Raw genomic sequence first — 18380 nt, forward strand, 5'->3', positions numbered from 1 at the left:
CAATCGGGAGGTGAACTCTGGGTCTTTCTAAATTGAATAGGATTTCGAGCTTAACATGGAATTGAGGAGGTAGTTAATGGATGATGTTCACAAAAAGCAGATCTCGTAAAGCATTTACGCTTGGAATGGTGGCTGCACTTGTTCTTGCTCTCTTCTCCGCTTTAGGCACAAATGTCAAAACAGCCAACGCAGCAACGGATTACAAACTGGTCGGCTACTATGCCTCGTGGGCCGCTTATGCTCGCGGTTATAACGTAACAGATATCGATCCTACTAAAATGAATGTGATCAACTATGCTTTTGCAGATATTTGTTGGAATGGTATACACGGTAACCCGGACCCAACAGGTCCAAACCCGGTGACCTGGACCTGTCAAAATGAGCAAGGCCAAGCCATCAGCGTCCCGAATGGGACGATTGTGCTCGGCGACCCGTGGATTGACGCGGGCAAGAGCTTTGGGGATGACAAATGGGATGACCCTATCAAGGGCAACCTGAAGCAGCTTTGGAAGCTGAAAGAGAAAAATCCAAACCTGAAGACGGTAATTTCCGTTGGTGGCTGGACCTGGTCGAACCGTTTCTCGGATGTTGCCGCTACAGTGGCAACCCGCGAGGTTTTTGCTAATTCAGCTGTTGATTTCATCCGTAAATACAAAATGGACGGTGTCGATCTGGACTGGGAATACCCTGTGAGCGGAGGATTGGCCGGCAACAGCTATCGTCCTGAAGACAAACAGAATTATGTGCTGCTGCTGCAAAAAATTCGCGAAAAGCTCAATGCAGCCGGTCAAGCCGACGGCAAGACATACCTGCTAACGATTGCCTCCGGCGCGGGCCCTGCCTATGTTAACAATAATAATCTTCAAGGCATCGCCTCAGTTGTCGATTGGATCAATATTATGACCTATGACTTTAATGGAAGTTGGAATACAACCAGCGGGCACAATGCACCTTTATACTATGATCCAGCCGCTTCTGCAACAGGCCTTACTGAACCACAGAACTACAATGTGGATAAAGCGGTAACTAGCTATTTGGCAAACGGTGTGCCAGCGAACAAACTCGTGCTGGGTATGCCTTTTTATGGCCGTGGCTGGGGTGGTGCTCCTGGTGCGGGAAATGGACAATATCAAGTGACCTCCGGTATTTCATCCACGGGCACGTGGGAGGCTGGAAGCTATGATTTCTACGATCTGGAAGCCAACTATATCAACAAGAACGGTTACACCCGCTATTGGAATAATGTATCCAAAGTTCCCTATCTGTATAATCCAGGCACTCAAACTTATATTAGCTATGACGATGTAGAATCTTTTGGTTACAAAACCAGCTATCTGAAATCCAAGGGTCTTGCCGGAGCCATGTTCTGGGAAACGAGCGGAGATCGAAATAAGACACTGCAGAACAAGCTAAACGCCGATCTTGGTGGTGGAGTGGTAACGCCTACACCTACGCCAACTGTGACACCGACACCTACTGTGACACCAAAGCCAACGGCTTCAGTCACCCCAACGCCAACGGTAAAGCCAACAACCACGCCAACACCGTCCGCGACCCCAACAGCTACGCCGGGGCAATGTACAGCAGCGGTTTGGAATTCGACAATCGCGTACACGCTGGGTCAAACGGTTTCCTACAGCGGGGTGATCTATGAAGCCAAATGGTGGACGCAAGGTGACCGCCCAGATTTAAGCGGCGCTTATGGACCCTGGAAATCTGTAGGCACCTGTGGAACGGCAACACCAACTCCTACATCTACCCCAACACCAACACCAACACCGACACCGACACCGTCGGCAACCGCTATAGCCACGCCAACACCAACTCCGGGTACCTCTGCCTGGGCGCCGGGAGTTGCATACAATGTGGGTGTTGTTGTGACTTACAGTGGACATACGTATACTTGCCTGCAGTCCCACACTTCCCTCTTGGGCTGGGAACCAGCTACGACACCGGCTCTGTGGAAGCTGAACTAGCAGGAAGTTACCTGCGATTGATGAATGAAAGAAGCTTGCAGCCAAAAGTGAAAACTTTTAGGCTGCAAGCTTTTTCATTATGCTTCACACGGTTTTGAATAAATTATGTGCTGAACTCATAACCTCACACACACTGAAATATAATAGATATACAGGCTGTGCTTATGAACAAATAAACTTATGGAACGTATTGCTGTTTTTTTCGTTATAGTAGTATATAGCGGAAGGTGGTGGGTTCACCGATGGATGTTTGGATCTTTTGGTTAATTGCAGCCGGTGTCCTGTTTGTAGTAGAAATGATGACGCTTACGTTTTATTTGCTTTGGCTCAGTATCGGCGCTTTGGTTGCCGGTCTGGTGTCGTTATTATTGCCGGAGGCTATTTTATTTCAGGTGGTGCTAGGCTCACTGGTCGCGTTGGGTCTGACGTTGTTCTCGAAGCCACTCGTGGCGAAGTTCCGTAATTCCCGGGGGTTTAAGGATACCGGTACGGATATCGTCGGCAGACAAGGAATCGTTACGGAGCCGATTGAGCAAGGACGTTATGGGCAAGTTAAGGTAGGCGGGGATACTTGGACTGCAACATCATTACAGACTCTGGGTAAAGAAGATGTCGTTAGGGTAATAAAGAGAGGTACATCTATTATTGAAGTAGAATTATGGGGGGACACGAACTGATGGAATGGGCAATTATTGTAGTAGTTCTTGTTGTAGTAGTAGTATTCATTGGATTAACTGTCAAAATCGTGCCACAACAGCGAGTGGGTGTAGTGGAACGACTGGGTAAGTTTCATCGGCTGTTGACTCCAGGGCTGAATATTCTTATTCCAGTGATTGATCAGGTTCGTACGTACCATGATCTGCGTATTCAACAGGCTAATGTACCACCACAAACGGTAATCACGAAGGATAACGTACAGGTACAGATTGACACCATTATTTTCTATCAGGTGGTGGGGCCGGAAGAAGCGACTTACGGTATTTCTGATTATGTATATGGGGTACGGAACATCTCAACAGCAACAATGCGGCAAATTATTGGTAAGCTTGAGCTGGATGAGACGTTGTCTGGACGGGAGAAAATCTCCGTTGATATTCGGGTAGCGCTGGATGAAGCTACTGAGAAGTGGGGCGTACGGATCGAGCGTGTGGAAGTTATTGACATTAAACCGCCACTTGATATTCAAGAAGCGATGGATAAACAAATGAAGGCCGAGCGGAGCAAACGGGCGATTGTCCTGGAGGCAGAAGCAGCTAAACAGGATATGATCCTGCGTGCAGAAGGCGATAAACAAAGTAAGATTCTGAAGGCTGAAGGCGACAAGGAAGCTCGTATTCGTCAAGCTGAAGGTCTGGGTCAGGCCCAGGAGCTGGAAGCCATTGGTCAGGCAAAAGCTATTCAGGCCATCGCCGAAGCTGAGAAAATCCGCATCCAATTGCTTAGTACTGCAGGGCTGGATGAGCAGGTACTTGCGTACCGTTCCTTTGAAGCACTGACTGAAATCGCCAAGGGTCCAGCGAACAAGGTCTTCCTGCCAACTAGCGCAGTTGAGACACTGGGAAGTCTGGGTGCAATTGCTGAGGTCTTCAAGGCAAGTAGAGACGGTAAATAAGGAACGTTAATAAGAACTTGATATTTTACAATTACCGCATATTCCGTTAAAGTAAATAGCAAAACAATCACCGGCTTACGTAGCGGGGGTTTCGATCCCGAAGCCCCTACGCTTACGAAGCCAGTTTTGTTTATGCAGAACTTTAAGGAGAGAAGAAACCGTGACAGAAAAACAGATCTCACCGCTAGTGGAGCTGCTGGAACTGCAGCCTCATGTTGAAGGCGGATGGTACAAAAGGCTTTGGAATTCCTCATTCGAAATTCCGCAGGATGTATTGGGCGACAGTTATTCCGGCCCCCGTGCTTCGGCATCCTCCATTTATTTTTTGCTGCATGCGGATGAAACCTCTGCTTGGCATACGGTACTCTCGTCGGAGATATGGCTATGGCATTCCGGCAGCCCGATTGTGTTAAGCCTTGGCGGTAGTGGTGATAAACCAGAGGATGTAAAAGAGATTATTTTGGGTCTGGATATCGCAGCTGGTCAGCAGCCGCAGGTAGTTATACCGGCAGGTGTATGGCAGGCGGCCCGGCCGCTGGGCGAAGAACCCGTACTGGTCTCCTGCATTGTGTCACCAGAATTCCATTTTGATGATTTTAGACTAATCGAGAAATAAAGTGAGCGGAGGCGAATATGCCTCCGTTTTTTGTTAGGGGAATGATCCACCTGAAAGCTTGTTTTTATTGGGAGTTTTTTGGGAAGTGCTTCTAAAGTCTCTTTTGCGGTTAAGGAAGTTTGAATAAATAAACAGTAGGTTTGGAGGGTTTATAAATGAGTCAATTGAACGGACCATTTTCAGGCGGACCCACTTTACATGATGGAGTAACAATGCCATGGCTGGGGTTGGGTGTATGGCAGACCAAGGACGGCGATGAGGTAATCTATGCAGTTAAGACAGCGGTAGAAACCGGATATCGCAGTATTGACACCGCGGCAGGCTACAATAATGAAGAGGGCGTTGGACAAGCCATTCGCGAATGCGGAGTTTCCCGAGATGAGTTGTTTATTACGACTAAGCTACGGAATCCGGATCAAGGTTATGAATCGACGCTTAAGGCATTCGAGGTTAGCCGTCGCAAGCTGGGCTTGGATGTTATTGATCTATATCTGATTCACTGGCCGGTTGCAGGCAAATATCGGGAGACTTGGAAAGCTCTGATTCACCTGCAAAAGGAAGGTCATATCAAATCAATTGGGGTGAGCAACTTTCAGGTTCATCATCTGAAGGATATTATAGAGGACACCGGAGTAGTACCCGTGGTCAATCAGGTAGAGTTCCATCCACTACTGACTCAGCGCGAGCTGCTGAAATATGCCCGTGAGCAGGGCATTCAGATAGAGGCCTGGAGCCCGTTGATGCAGGGGCATCTTGATCTGCCGCTCTTGAAGGAATTGGCTGGGAAATACGGTAGAACACCAGCCCAAATCGTGCTGCGCTGGGATTTGCAGCAGGGTGTGATCACGATTCCGAAATCGGTGCATGCAGAGCGAATTAAAGAAAACGCCGGATTCTTCGACTTCACACTCAGTGATGAGGATGTCAAGGCTATTGAAGACTTGAACGAAGATAACCGTTTTGGTCCAGACCCGGATAACTTTAATTTTTAAGCTGGTGGTTCTGAGTTATAAATAACATTACAAATAGCAAGCCTCCGAACATTCGGAAGCTTGCTATTTTACATTGTTTAGCGGATCACGACGTTATAGGTCCGCAGCCACAGATCAATTTGCGCCAGATAAGCAAAGAGCTGAGGACCGGACATCAGCTGGCCAAACCAGGGCAGGTTGCTGGAGGATTCCGGAGATGCGGCGATTTCACGGATTTTGGCAGCGTCAATCAAAGGAAGTAAAGGAGACGTAGAGTCCTCGAGAATAGCCAATACCCGTGTGCGAACGGCATCCAAGTAGGCAGGATTATGTGTTTTGGGATAAGGACTTTTTTTACGGTAGAGCACATCGTCGGGCAGCACACCCTCTAGCGCTTTGCGTAGGATGCCTTTTTCACGGTTGCCTGTCATTTTGATCTCCCAAGGAATGTTCCATACATACTGGACCAGACGGTGATCGCAATAAGGGACGCGAACCTCAAGCCCTACGCCCATGCTCATTCGGTCTTTGCGGTCCAAAAGTGTGGGCATGAAGCGGGTAATATTGAGGTAGGACATTACGCGCATTTGTGCCTGTTTGCCTGTTTCCCCATCAAGCTTGGGTACCTCTGCCACGGCATCACTGTATCTGTCACCCAAATACTCCAAGGGACGTATCCATTCGTTTATTTCGGGGGACAGTAATCCTGCCCGCATCTTGGGTGCAACTGACCAGGGAAAAGTGCCTGAAGAAAGCATATCCTCGCGGTGGAACCAAGGGTATCCGCCAAAAATTTCATCAGCAGCCTCACCAGATATGGCTACAGTCGCATGTTTCTTAATCTCCCGGCAAAATAAATAAAGAGAGGAGTCTACGTCAGTCATCCCTGGCAAATCACGTGAGTACAGAGCGTTATCCAGCGCCATAACAAGCTCCGGGGTATCGAAGGCTACATAGTGGTGATTCGTATTCAACTCATCGACCATTCGCTTAATCCACGGTCCGTCTGCTCCGGGCTGAAAGGAATGGCTCTTGAAATGCTTGTCATTATCCACATAATCGACGGAAAAAGTATCCACCCGGCCCTGCCCGGTCCGGTTATAGTAATCTACGGCCAATGCCGTCAGCGCGCTTGAGTCCAGTCCTCCTGAGAGGAGTGAACAGACTGGCACGTCTGAGACAAGTTGGCGCTCCAGTGTATCCTGCAGCAACTCACGCACCTTAGCCGCTGTCTCAGCTTCGTTATCAGTGTGTGCAAAACTTTCCAGCTTCCAATAGGCATAGCTGCGCAGACCTTCTCGGTTGTAAATCATGGCATGGCCCGGACGAAGTTCATGCATATCCTTATACACACCGTGTCCCGGAGTACGAGCTGGACCGATAATGAAAATTTCCGCCAGTCCCTCCGGACCTACGGTTGGTTGTACTTTGGGATGCTGCAGCAGAGCCTTGGGTTCCGAGCCGAACACAAAGACATCATCAACTTGACTGTAAAAGAGCGGCTTTACTCCCAGACGGTCGCGTGCCAAAAACACCTGATCCCGCAGGCCGTCCCACACAGCAAAGGCAAATATTCCATTTAGCTTATCGGTACACTCTGGTCCCCATTCGATATAGGCATGCAGCAGAACCTCGGTATCACACTGGGTGCGGAATTGATGTCCCCGCTGCTTCAGTTCATTTTTAAGCTCAGGGGCGTTATATAATTCCCCGTTATAAACAATCGCGTACACATTCTCCTCATGGCGGGTGATCATTGGCTGCGCACCATTCTCTGGGTCGATAACGCTAAGTCTGCGATGTCCAAAGGCACAGGGGCCTGAGATCCAAGTTCCGGCCGCGTCCGGTCCGCGATTTGCTAAGGTTTCAGTCATTTTGACCAGCAACTGCGAGTGCTGTGTGAGATCGCCGCGCCACTGGATAAATCCGGTTATTCCGCACATGATGGTTCATCCTCTCTATCGTGCGATTGTTGTCCTTTCTTTTTTGCCAAGTAATACAGATATATGCCGAAGGAAGGGATAAAATGTATGTCCTTATCCGAACACTAGAGGAGAGGGAAATTTGCCAGAGAGGGATGGATGCAGGTGTATTACATAAAGGACGCCAAAATTCGCAGAATGACGGAGTATGACGGTGCACCCTGTGCAGAAGTCGGCGTATTGCCAGGGGCTACTGGCGACTCTGCACTTTTGGTGTATATCGTTGAAGATCAGCGTGAAGAGGGCTACGAAATTGTGCGTATCCTGACGAATGACGCGGATACAGACACCGATTGGTTTGATAACAATATGCATGATGCCTTCACAGATGTGACGGTCAGTGGATTTGCTGGCAGTCCCATCATGAGCCCAGAGGACGAGCGCTCCAAATTCCAACGTGAGTTGCTTATCTTTGGGAATTTAAAAAAACAGCTGGAGCAGCATTTTCATAGAGAACTTGAATAAAGGAGTCATATGAACTAAGCCTCTTGAAGAGCCTTGCTTATAGGTTGGTAAGGCTCTTTATTATTCTCATGCGGATGGGCAGAGGATGTTATTTATAATTTCCTTTGGTCAGCTCTTGATATTTTTCCTGAATAAGGTATAATAGAAAACGTTGCACTAATACATATCGCTTCAAACCGTATGTTATTCTTATATGTCCCGGTAGCTCAGCTGGATAGAGCATGCGCCTTCTAAGCGCACGGTCAGGGGTTCGAATCCCTTCCGGGACATCATGAAACAGCCTCTCTTCGGAGAGGCTGTTTGAGCGTTCAGAGGATGAGAACCCCAAATGGTTCGTTGGAGCATAGACTTCGTTAGCATTACTTCGCAATCAGCCCGAAGGGCTGTATCCCTTCTTAGGACGTCATGAAACAGCCTCTCTTCGGAGAGGCTGTTTGAGCGTTCAGAGGATGAGAACCCCGAGTGTTCGTTGGAGCATAGGCTACGTTAGCTAATGCTCTCTTCAGGTGTGAAGGATGCCTGATAATCTTTAATGTAGGTTTCAATTCCTGTCGGCTGCTTATGGGTAATATTCGAATAAACATCAGTAATTCCTTTGGCTAGTCCTATCTTGGTAATGAAATGAATTCCGCTAACTACGTTGATATATTTTGATTCCAGTCCCTTAGCCAGCATGTATGTTTTAAATTCTTGGGTAGAGGGTTGGCTATAACTGATGGGGCGGCCTATTATTGTGGTCATCGTCCGGGCGACCTCATAGAAATCTATAGCCTGGCTACCAGTCAAGGCGTACTTTTTCCCAAGGTGGGCTGCAGATTCTGTAAGCGAACGAGCAGCAATCTCAGCGATATCCCTCACGTCCGTAAAACTGGTCTTGCCTCGGCCAGCAGGGACATAAATACGATCATTCTTGATGATTTCGTCTAGCATAAACAGGTTTAGATTCTGCATGAAATATCCGGCTCTTAGAAAAGTGTACGGGATACCACTGCGGGCAATCGCGCGTTCATTTTTAAAATGAGGGATAAAGGGCAGCCTTTGGGCGTCTTTCACAGACAGATATACAATGTGGCGAATTCCTATTTCTTGTGACTTATGTATAAAAGCGTGAAAGTCCGAAAGCAGAGTTTCTGGTGGGTACATCAGAAAGATACGATCAATACCCAACAGTGCAGGTTCGAAAGTCTCATGACGGGAATAGTCGAGATGTACATAGTTCTGCTCCCCATACTTTTTTAATGCATTTTCTGGATGGCGTACGGCACATAGGATAGATGCATTTTTCACCTTCAGCTTTTTGGCAACCTCTTGGCCCGTATTTCCAGTGAATCCCGTTACTAAGATATTACTCATGCAGATGCTCCCTTTTTTGTCTAGCATAAGAAGTCAGCGTATCCGTTAGCCAGGTTGGCTACTTCGGATGATACCTCATACAAATGTATGAGGCTATGACACTTATGGCTACATCCGACTTGGAGTCGGTAGCCCGAGCACCTCAAGTACATCTCCTAAGGTATTTTGGCATTTGGTGGTTAGCCACAGACGGAATAGGATGGAGGACTCTTTGCCTTTTAGAATGGGACATACAGCATAGAAGTTATTGAACAACGTAGCTAAGGTATGCGCATAGTTACAGAGCGAATTTGGTGTTAGTTCTTTGCTTGCTGTATATAACGTATCCTGCCAAGTACTGAGATGTCTTAAAAGCGCAACCTCGGCTTTTTCCAGTTCAGGTGGAAACTCCAGCAGGGAAACATCCGTTATGACGGGCAGCGTAGCTTTACTTAAAACACTGCTGGCACGGGCATAGGTATACATAAGATACACTCCGGTATTACCGGATATTTCTGTAGCCTGCTTGAAATCAAAAATAATCTCAGTTCCCAGATTGAAACGCAACAGATAATACCGAATGGCAGCGGTCGCGATAATACGGCTGGAAATTCCGCTCTTATCAGAACGGGCCTGCTCAATAGCTTCCTCCATTAGCAGAATGAGATCGCTCACTTTAACGCCGATTCCCTGCCGACCGGACATGGCGTAAGAGCTTTTACCATCAGCGGTGTTAATGCCTAGCTCGGCAGCGGAGGCCGGACTAAGTGAGACTACTCCATAGCTTACATGATGCAGCTTCTCAGCCTGATTATTGTACCCCAGCACCTGTAAAGCCTGCTTCACCATCGCCTGAGGATACTCCTGTCTGTAATCAATGACATTAATAACCATATCTGCTTGTCCATAGGGTTGATGTTGTCCGGTCAAACTTGTTGTCCATAACCCTGTCGTAAACTCGGTGTACGAGAAATCTTTTTCCAGCAGGCCGAATTTCCAGAGATGATAGGCAATATCTTTAGCGGTATACGTCAAAATACCATTGGAGCGCACTAGAACCTTGTCCATGGTATGCTCATCTGATCCCCCTTCGCCGTCCCCTCCCTTCTGCTTCAGTACCCAGCATCCAGCCAGCTTGCCTTCATGCTCCTGTACAAAAAAAGCGGTCTGTGCAAGCAGCTGAGCTGCCGCCGACCAAAAACCCTCTCTAACGATGCCGCTCTCCCATACGAGCAAGTCATAGTGTATTCCAAAGCTTTTCATTTCCTCCACATGCTCTCTAACAATCCGCTCGGCAACCAGCTTGCCCAGCCAGGCCTCATTGCCGCTGCCTTTCTCTAGAGCATGCAGAATGTCCGTCCGTTTGTGGGTCATCTCCGGATTTAGCGTATACTCTTTATTCACTTGGGCATAAATATCCCAGCAATAATCACCAAAGCGGACATGCTCCCCTTCTAAAGGCACATTAAACAATCCAACCACTGTATCTGCCAGCTGATTCCCGAGATCATCAACATAGTTATGAACCTCGACGTTATACCCCGTTCTTTTCAGAATTCGTACCAGCGCATCTCCGATACAAGCATTTCTCAGGTGACCTACATGAGCGGCTTTGTTGGGATTAATTGAAGTGTGTTCGATCACCACTTTTTGTCCAGAGTCTTGCGGGAGCACAAAGGGTTGTCTGGCCCACTCGTGCCAATGAATGTACAAATTAATGAAACCGGGAGCGGCAATCTCGATCCGCTGTACAAGCCCTGTGATATTGTCTTGCAACTGAAGTTCTGTCTTCACCAGCTCTGCGATCGCCATAGGAGATTTCCGGAGAAGCTTTGCGAGCTGTAAGGCTATACTGCTGGAATAATCGCCATGCTCCGCATTGGCAGGTTGCTCGATCAGAGGGGCAATATCGTTAGGGTATGCCAACTCCAATTTCATAAATACGCTTCTTACACTTTGTTCCAGACTGGTTTTGATGATTTGACTGATCACTTGTATGACCTCCTTTAAAATGCAAAAAAAGCCCTCGTCTCAAAAGAGACGAGGGCTTTAGCGCTCGCGGTACCACTCTCGTTGCTAAACCAGGAAGTTTAGCCACTTCATAAGGTTAACGGTCTTTAGCCGGGACTTCCTACTTATTCGTTCAGAAGTCCATCTCACGGGTGCGCTTCATTAGCTGATCTGTACCGGCTCTCACTCTCCCGGCTCGCTATTAGACTAGATCAAAGGTAACTACTCTCCCGATCATCGATTGTATATTGATTTTTACCATTATAACGAAATTAAGTAAGAAAGCAATAGTATATTTGTTCGGTCAGATTCAGTTTGCTCAGTTTATTTCGAGTAATTATATACTGGACAGTCAAAAGTTCTACAGCGCTATGAAACCAGCGAATCACGCTGAACATCAGCGTTTTCCTGTTTGGATTTAATTATTTTGGTTATGGTTAAGTGAGGATTTTGAGCAAATAGGCGAAAAATAGACTTGCGTAAATAAGCGGCCACGCTGGCTTCTGAAACTACGGCACGGGAAGGCGTTCGCAGATAGCGGAAAAACAGCCCCGAAGTCCGGCCTGAAAACTGCAAGGCGACGAGTTGTAGGAGCCCCATCGCAATGCACTGGCACATTACGAATCCTTCAATCGCCTGAATCGTTTTCTGGATGCGTTGCCGATCTTGTTCGTTCGTTACGGCTTCGAGAGGAGGGGCTTCCTCTTTTCTCAAAAACCGGTTCAGCTTCGGCATCGACTTGCTCCAGAAGCGGTAACCGAAGGCGTGGGTGACCTGCTTCATTTCCCGAAATGTACATTCGATTTTGAAGCGATAGCTGTACAAACGGATGATGTCTGGGGCCGCTAGGCTCACATCTGTACTGACTAAAATGGAGTAGCCCCCACCAGCACAAAGCGCAATTCCTGATACAAGCCCTGACCCCAAAGCAGATCTAGGCACAGAAATTGAACCGTCTCTTCTTTGCCGTACAGCAGAAGGGTCGTGGTTTGAAAATCAGCAGCGCGAGTCGTGAACAACTCCTTCAATTTGATCGCCTGGCCTGTTTTCGGTGGTCGGCCCCGTCCCGGCTTTTTTGCAGGGGAACGTTCGTAGGCGACCACGTTCGATTTGGCTTTGGTCACCAGGTGCATACGGGTTTCGGAAGTGAGATGGCAGGCCTTCAGCCGCTCCAAAGCCGGAGCCGACAAGAAGTAGCGATCCAAGAGAAGCAGCGCTTGACCGTAACCTTTCGCGGTCTCGAAGCCTTGTTTGATCATTTGAACGACATGGGAAGGTGTCTCTGCCTCGTCCTTGGACTTCTTCCAGCCCAGAATGGTTTGGACACCATCTTGTAAATTCATGAACAAGGGCATACAGAACCACTTGCGGGAATCACCGACTAGAATACCGATGGCGCCGAACAAATGACCAAAGAGATAGTCACCCTTGGAGACATTTTCGGATTCCTGATGGAGCTTCTTGACCCCCGGCATCCGGCGACCTTCCTTGACCTGTTTCATCCCATCGCCGACCAGAACCATACGCCCCTGAACCACCAACAACGGCGCATGCTGGCACACGACCTGAAGCCACTTCTGCCGAAGCGTCGAGGTGGACCAGCCGGACGAACGGAAGAAGTGAATGAGGGTCTCATAGCAGCGGCTATTCAGCGAGAGATCCCGAATCACGGAAGTCACCCCCAGATGGTCGGAGCGCAACATGAAGCCGACGACCAGGACAACGAACCACTCAAACGTGGCTTGTCTGGAAAAGCAGGAACGGAAAGGCTGTAAGAGGTTGTTCATATATTTGAGCATGGAGTATGGTCAATCGCCGGGAAACAGGGTAAACTACTACTTGTAACCCATTCAGGGGGTCCTTCCTTTTAGTGTGAGAACTTAAGGATAACAGACCACCGCCGGATTGGGTTATTTTTCTACGTTACGAGTTTTCGACAAGAACTTTTGACTGTCCAGTATATCAGATGCTAGGATGTTTCAATTTGTTAATGTCGGAATATCACTAAATATGTCATCCTCTTTTGGTTTTTTAATCCAATCTATTTATGACGGTTTTTGTGGGGACATATGGATATCAAAGTGTAATATAGGCGTAGGATCAAGTGGCAAATGTATTCATATGACGGCTTCTGGTACAACATTATCCAGAATTTCTGGTATACGTATTGATCTTAACGTAATGTTCGGACCTGGTTTAGAAGCCACTACCACAAATTCAAATGCGACAATTGATGATATATTTATCGCAGGAACTCAGGTAGATGGGACGTTAGTCGGAATGGGAATGAGTTTCGTTGCATTCACAACCAAATTACTCAAGTATTTATTAGAGACCCTTGGATCAATACATTCGTCCACGGCATCTATGCAAGTAAGTGCACGGGCATTGTGATTAATGGCGGGGAAATATCGGTAACTCAATATGCCGCTGTAAATTTACAGGACACATACGATTGTCGTGCAATTGGGGTCACCATGCATGACGTAAATACAATCGGAAACGGCGGTGGCATGGTTTCACTTGCCGGAGTAGGGGGGAGGAATAAAATCGTAAATTGTAACTTCCTCAACACGGGAAAATACGCAGCTCAGTTTATTTGGATACATTCTAGACAGGTAAAACCGGTCGTCACGCAAAACCAAACGGATGGAACAACATCAGGGTTTATAGATAACGGTGTTGCAGGTACAGAGGGAATTAATTTTATAGTTGCGGGTAATCTATAATAGTTATGTGGGATGCTTTAATAAGTTAGGAGAAATCTAGTATTAATTTATAAACAATCGTGATAATATTTAAGGAAAAAGGTGGGTTTAATTTGTTAAAGAGTCTTTCATTTTTTTGTGAACTACAAGCAGGATTCACTGGGGATTATAAAAGCAGAAGGTGTCGCTATCAATGGAACTAGAAAAAAACAATAATGCTAATTTGCTCACAACATACTTTACTATTATTTTTATCTCTGTTTTGATTTATTTTATCCACCTTTTGTACCATCCAATAAGTAATATTCCACAAATTTCAACTTATTTTGATACAACTATACTTCAGGGATTTGTACCAGAACCTGTTGAAAAAATGCAGTATATGGCCTCACTGATTGCGCTTCCGTTTATCATTGTAGCGCTGCATCTGGTATTTAAAAAAATGAGTATTGAAACGAATTATCTCTATATTGCTTTGTTTGTCATGTTTTCAGTTCTTGTATACTTATTTTTATTTCTTGGTTTGAAACAAGTGAATTATTACTTTGTTGCGAAACATATTTTGTACGAACAACCATTACTCGGGTCATTACTATCACTTCTATTAGTTGTTGTATATCATTGCTTTAAAAATGAAAGTAATCAAAAATTAATCTCGATTTCTACGATAGCCATAAGCGTCTATGTATCAATTTACATAGCGTATCTGAATGTTTATACCGTTCACTCGGTAGGATCGGGTTGGTTATATGAAAATCACTTTAATGCATTGTATTACTCGGTTGCTGCGGTCATGCACAAGCACAGTCTCTTTGTAAACTTAGAGAATCAATACGGACTATTTCCTGAAATTTTAAGACCATTATTTAAAATAACAGGATTGACAGTTCATAAATTTACATTTGTGATGTTTATCTTAATAGGAATAACTTTTTTATCTTGGTTATATTTTTTGTATAGTATTTTGAAACAAAAATGGATTGCATTTATTGGGTTCATGACTATAATGTACTTTGGATATCTATTCTATCATACGATTAGACTTGATTCATATTTTCAATATTACCCTGTAAGGACTATATTCCCCTCCTTGTTATTATTAGTTACAACTGCTTATTTGAGGAGAAGAAATAATATTTTCTATTACATTGGGTGGGTTATTTTCCCTATCGGAATTTTGTGGAATTTTGAATCAGGTTTTGTCACATTTATGGCATGGTTTGCTTTTTTATTGTATAAAGAGTTTGCTGAATTTGATAAAACGCTGTTAAAACGAGTGCGCAACCATATCGTAATCGGAGTTGTATTCACTTTTGGAATATTTTCTTTGTATTCCTTATATATATTGATGGTATCTGGGCATATCCCCAATTATTCAGGAATGATTAATTACGTACGAATATTTTATAACTACGGTTTTGCCATGATGCCAATGCCGCTTTTGCACCCATGGAACCTTGTTGTTCTAGTTTATTTAGTGGGATTAGTAATTTCCATTAAACCATTAATTGATCGAAAATATAATTCACAAGCGCATGTGATTTTTATGATTTCTATTCTGGGGTTTGGTTTATTCTCATATTACCAAGGGAGAAGTCACGATGAAGTATTTTCTATTGCCTACTATCCGGCCTTCTTATTAATCCCTATCTATGCAGATAGACTTATAAGATCAAAATTGAAAGTGCATATAGCAACTGCATATATCATGCTATTCGTTTTGACAGCTTCAACTATAACCGCCTTTATTGAAATTCCATACTATGGGAGCATGTATGAACCGAGAGTAAAACAAATCTCAACAAGAGATCGCACCTCCTCTGTGATGCAAGTTGAATTTATCAAAAGGTACATAAAAAAGGGAGATGCAATAACAATACTTTCGTTTAATTCAGGAGTGTTTTATGGTGAGACGGGAACGGTTCCAGAATTAAATGTACCCGGTCCTTCGGAAATGTTTTTTAAGAAGGACTTTGAAATAATACAAAATAATATCAGAAATAAAAAGATAGATCGAATTTTTTTAGATGCTAACTATTTAAACTTTAACAAATCATTAAACGAGATCGTCATTAAGCTTATTAAAGAAAACTATGTTCCTATAGATGCGAGTGAAGATAAACAGATGGTTTTATATCAAAAGCAGTAAATACGGAAAACATGAAGTCATAGTTTTATCATAAGTAGACAGTAGGACGATACTGTTCACTACTAAGTAAATGAAAATTTCCATAAAAAAGAGTGGCCAAATACTTTATATCATCCCTTTAAAGTAGACAGACTATTTAACTTGTCTATTTTGAAGGATTTTTTATGGGCGAAATAAGAAAAATTTTATTCTTTTATTGACATCTAACTTGCATATCCTGCTTTGTTGGGATTAATTGAAGTGTGTTCGATCACCACTTTTTGTCCAGAGTCTTGCGGGAGCGCAAAGGGTTGTCTGGCCCACTCCTGCCAATGAATGTACAAATTAATGAAACCAGGAGCGGCAACTTCGATCCGTTCTACAAGCCCTGTGATATTGTCTTGCAACTGAAGTTCTGTCTTCACCAGCTCTGCGATCGCCATAGGAGATTTCCGGAGAAGCTTTGCGAGCTGTAAGGCAATACTGCTGGAATAATCGCCATGCTCCGCATTGGCAGGTTGCTCGATCAGAATGGAAATATCGCTGGGGTATGCCAACTCTAGGTTCATAAATACGTTTCTAACACTTTGTTCCAGATTGGTTTTGATGATTTGACTGATCACTTGTATGACCTCCTTTAAAATGCAAAAAAAGCCCTCGTCTCAAAAGAGACGAGGGCTTTAGCGCTCGCGGTACCACTCTCGTTGCTAAACCAGGAAGTTTAGCCACTTCATAAGGTTAACGGTCTTTAGCCGGGACTTCCTACTTATTCGTTCAGAAGTCCATCTCACGGGTGCGCTTCATTAGCTGATCTGTACCGGCTCTCACTCTCCCGGCTCGCTATTAGACTAGATCAAAGGTAACTACTCTCCCGATCATCGATTGTATATTTATAACGAAATTAAGTAAGAAAGCAATAGTATATTTGTCCTGTCAGATTCAGTTTTCTCAATTTACTTCGAGCAGTTATATAGGCAATTGTTGTATTGAATTGAACCGCAGAGAAGTCCGCGGCTCAATCTTTGCTCTTAGCTAGTGACCGTAATAGTCGGTGCCTAAATTGCTTCAAATCTGATACAAAGTGAAATGGGGATGGGAAAAACCCTTTGGCGAAGAAACTTTTTAAAAGCGGTTTGATCCTTTACTCCAACAGGTTGATCTTGTTGTGAACGACTTGAACAAACGTCATCAGGTTGCCAAGTTTCGTTATTCTGAAGGATCTATTCTGCGTGGAGATTTATCATATGTGGTGTTTCTTTTGGAGGATGGTGTCAAACGTCCTTTTCGTAATGAAGCAGCGATGGCTCGTAAAAGATGACAAGCTACTGGTTGGGACCCGAATCGAATCGTGAGTGTTTCAGATGATATTCTGGCCCAATTCAAGCAAGGATCCTTAATCACAACGCTAGCCCCTTACCCGCTGATGATTGCAAGGTGAGAGATATAGAATCATGCAATATGAAAAATAAAAAAACCAGGGATGAAATCCCTGGTAGTTGTTGAAATCTTAAACGGTTGTAACGAAATTCCAATCTCCAAATGCGAATGCCTGATCAGCCACTAAGTTCCCATCAGCATCTCTTCCTTGTGCGTAAATTGAAATATCACTTACGAAGCCGGCAGCAGCTGGAGAAGAAACTCGAATCGTGTAACTCGGAACCACGGTAGGGATATTAAGGGTTACTACACCATTCGGTGCACCAATAGCGAACGTGGTCGTGAAATATAGTACTGAAGGTGCGCCTGTAGGTACTGCACCAGGGCTGCTATAAACATTGACAACGATTGGAGTGAGTGGAGCAGCAGTAGTGTTAGTAACGCGCAACTCAACGGACGACGCATGGAAAGTAAGCGTCGGATTGAGGTTGGCAACGGCTCCTAACGAATAGATAGCCATAATCTTTCACCTCCTTCTGTATTGATAATGCTAATTTATGAAATATAGATAGAGTTTGATTGTGTTAATAGTATAGGAAATAGAATAAAGGCGATTCTCTTAAACAATCATTTATAGACTCCATATCATTTTTCTTAATAAGTTCAGTTGATCTATACCGGCGTCCACACCGTATGCAGAACGTTGGAATAATAGTATATTGCCGCTAGATTCAATAGTACATTTCGAAACTGAAGGGAGGGATCAGAGCACATGGCTATTTTAGCAACTGGACCTATCGAGAACAGTGCTGTTGGCGGGATCAGACCCACGCAACAGGTGACGGTCAAAGTCATTAATCGGGATGTTGTAAATACTTCTACTGTTCTAATTCAAGGATATGTACTGGACGGAACACGAACTTTATATGTAAGTGAAGCGTTTCTTATGGCTGCCAATGGAGTGTTAACCAGGAATTACTTTGCGAACCTCGATGCTTTTGAATTTATATTCACAACCGGAGGAGCAGCAGAAGCACAAGTAGAGATTTCAGTCTGGGGCAAACAAGCTTCAGGACAACTGGTTGATGCTCATCGTATTGTAGTGGAGGAGTTGGAGTAACATTAAGTCAAGTCCTCCATTCACTGACATACTTTAACTTGAAAGTATTAGCAGCGGAATAAATTCGGAATTAAGTATCATCT

17 protein-coding genes, 1 tRNA gene and 2 other annotated features are annotated in these 18380 nt (G+C 44.9%); of the genes, 11 read left to right on the forward strand and 7 right to left on the reverse strand.

Annotated features, from left to right (window positions below; all coding sequences use genetic code 11):
- Positions 1 to 83 precede the first annotated feature (83 nt).
- The 5 genes from GJB61_RS24515 (at position 84) to GJB61_RS24535 (ending at position 5196) form a co-directional block, all read left to right on the forward strand.
- Complete coding sequence (locus tag GJB61_RS24515) at positions 84 to 1976, forward strand: glycosyl hydrolase family 18 protein (protein ID WP_420819771.1); 1893 nt, start codon at positions 84 to 86, stop codon at positions 1974 to 1976.
- A gap of 242 nt (positions 1977 to 2218) precedes the next feature.
- The gene (locus GJB61_RS24520; RefSeq protein WP_154121654.1) at positions 2219 to 2653 is read left to right on the forward strand and encodes an NfeD family protein; all 435 of its coding nucleotides are present in this window, start codon (positions 2219 to 2221) and stop codon (positions 2651 to 2653) included.
- Positions 2653 to 3588 (forward strand): SPFH domain-containing protein, encoded by a 936-nt coding sequence (locus GJB61_RS24525; RefSeq protein WP_420819769.1) that lies wholly within the window; start codon positions 2653 to 2655, stop codon positions 3586 to 3588. Before GJB61_RS24520 ends, GJB61_RS24525 begins: the two co-directional genes overlap by 1 nt.
- Positions 3589 to 3748: 160 nt before the next feature.
- Positions 3749 to 4204 carry a cupin domain-containing protein gene (locus tag GJB61_RS24530; protein ID WP_338116095.1) on the forward strand — a complete coding sequence of 152 codons (456 nt, stop codon included), beginning with the start codon at positions 3749 to 3751 and terminating at the stop codon, positions 4202 to 4204.
- A gap of 155 nt (positions 4205 to 4359) precedes the next feature.
- A complete protein-coding gene (locus GJB61_RS24535) occupies positions 4360 to 5196 on the forward strand; it encodes an aldo/keto reductase (protein ID WP_154121655.1) in 837 nt (278 codons plus the stop codon).
- A 77-nt stretch (positions 5197 to 5273) separates the two neighbouring features.
- Here the strand turns inward: GJB61_RS24535 and asnB are convergent, their stop codons facing one another.
- Positions 5274 to 7118 carry an asparagine synthase (glutamine-hydrolyzing) gene (asnB, locus tag GJB61_RS24540; RefSeq protein ID WP_154121656.1) on the reverse strand — a complete coding sequence of 615 codons (1845 nt, stop codon included), beginning with the start codon at positions 7116 to 7118 and terminating at the stop codon, positions 5274 to 5276.
- Between the two features lie 144 nt (positions 7119 to 7262).
- On the opposite strand from asnB, the gene GJB61_RS24545 reads away from it, so the two are divergent.
- On the forward strand, positions 7263 to 7622 hold the full coding sequence (locus tag GJB61_RS24545) for a hypothetical protein (RefSeq protein ID WP_338116096.1): 360 nt from the start codon (positions 7263 to 7265) through the stop codon (positions 7620 to 7622).
- 195 nt (positions 7623 to 7817) lie between these two features.
- A tRNA-Arg gene (locus GJB61_RS24550) sits at positions 7818 to 7891 on the forward strand.
- Between the two features lie 217 nt (positions 7892 to 8108).
- On the opposite strand, the gene GJB61_RS24555 is transcribed toward GJB61_RS24550, so the two are convergent.
- The 4 genes from GJB61_RS24555 to GJB61_RS31930 all read right to left on the reverse strand — a co-directional run bounded on the left by GJB61_RS24555 (position 8109) and on the right by GJB61_RS31930 (position 12763).
- Positions 8109 to 8975: an SDR family oxidoreductase gene (locus GJB61_RS24555; RefSeq protein ID WP_154121658.1), complete on the reverse strand. Its 867-nt coding sequence runs from the start codon at positions 8973 to 8975 to the stop codon at positions 8109 to 8111.
- Positions 8976 to 9083: 108 nt separating this feature from the next.
- Positions 9084 to 10946: an arginine--tRNA ligase gene (locus tag GJB61_RS24560; protein WP_338116097.1), complete on the reverse strand. Its 1863-nt coding sequence runs from the start codon at positions 10944 to 10946 to the stop codon at positions 9084 to 9086.
- Between the two features lie 41 nt (positions 10947 to 10987).
- Positions 10988 to 11211 (reverse strand) — a binding site (T-box leader).
- 122 nt (positions 11212 to 11333) lie between these two features.
- On the reverse strand, positions 11334 to 11789 hold the full coding sequence (locus GJB61_RS31925; RefSeq protein WP_229522427.1) for a hypothetical protein: 456 nt from the start codon (positions 11787 to 11789) through the stop codon (positions 11334 to 11336).
- 41 nt (positions 11790 to 11830) lie between these two features.
- Positions 11831 to 12763 (reverse strand): transposase, encoded by a 933-nt coding sequence (locus GJB61_RS31930; RefSeq protein WP_338116098.1) that lies wholly within the window; start codon positions 12761 to 12763, stop codon positions 11831 to 11833.
- Between the two features lie 591 nt (positions 12764 to 13354).
- Between GJB61_RS31930 and GJB61_RS24570 the strand changes: the two genes are divergently transcribed.
- Positions 13355 to 13693: a hypothetical protein gene (locus GJB61_RS24570; protein WP_154121659.1), complete on the forward strand. Its 339-nt coding sequence runs from the start codon at positions 13355 to 13357 to the stop codon at positions 13691 to 13693.
- A gap of 172 nt (positions 13694 to 13865) precedes the next feature.
- Positions 13866 to 15821, forward strand: coding sequence for a hypothetical protein (locus tag GJB61_RS24575; protein ID WP_154121660.1), 1956 nt, complete (start codon positions 13866 to 13868; stop codon positions 15819 to 15821).
- A gap of 203 nt (positions 15822 to 16024) precedes the next feature.
- Here the strand turns inward: GJB61_RS24575 and GJB61_RS24580 are convergent, their stop codons facing one another.
- Complete coding sequence (locus GJB61_RS24580; RefSeq protein WP_338116099.1) at positions 16025 to 16423, reverse strand: DALR anticodon-binding domain-containing protein; 399 nt, start codon at positions 16421 to 16423, stop codon at positions 16025 to 16027.
- A gap of 41 nt (positions 16424 to 16464) precedes the next feature.
- Positions 16465 to 16688: a binding site (T-box leader), on the reverse strand.
- Between the two features lie 277 nt (positions 16689 to 16965).
- Here GJB61_RS24580 and GJB61_RS24585 point away from each other — a divergent pair.
- Positions 16966 to 17118 (forward strand): hypothetical protein, encoded by a 153-nt coding sequence (locus GJB61_RS24585; RefSeq protein WP_154121661.1) that lies wholly within the window; start codon positions 16966 to 16968, stop codon positions 17116 to 17118.
- 189 nt (positions 17119 to 17307) lie between these two features.
- On the opposite strand, the gene GJB61_RS24590 is transcribed toward GJB61_RS24585, so the two are convergent.
- On the reverse strand, positions 17308 to 17697 hold the full coding sequence (locus GJB61_RS24590; RefSeq protein ID WP_154121662.1) for a hypothetical protein: 390 nt from the start codon (positions 17695 to 17697) through the stop codon (positions 17308 to 17310).
- Positions 17698 to 17949: 252 nt separating this feature from the next.
- On the opposite strand from GJB61_RS24590, the gene GJB61_RS24595 reads away from it, so the two are divergent.
- Complete coding sequence (locus tag GJB61_RS24595) at positions 17950 to 18297, forward strand: hypothetical protein (protein WP_154121663.1); 348 nt, start codon at positions 17950 to 17952, stop codon at positions 18295 to 18297.
- Positions 18298 to 18380 lie beyond the last annotated feature (83 nt).

Origin of the sequence: Paenibacillus monticola (assembly GCF_009664975.1) — a bacterium.
GTDB lineage: Bacteria > Bacillota > Bacilli > Paenibacillales > Paenibacillaceae > Paenibacillus_AQ > Paenibacillus_AQ monticola.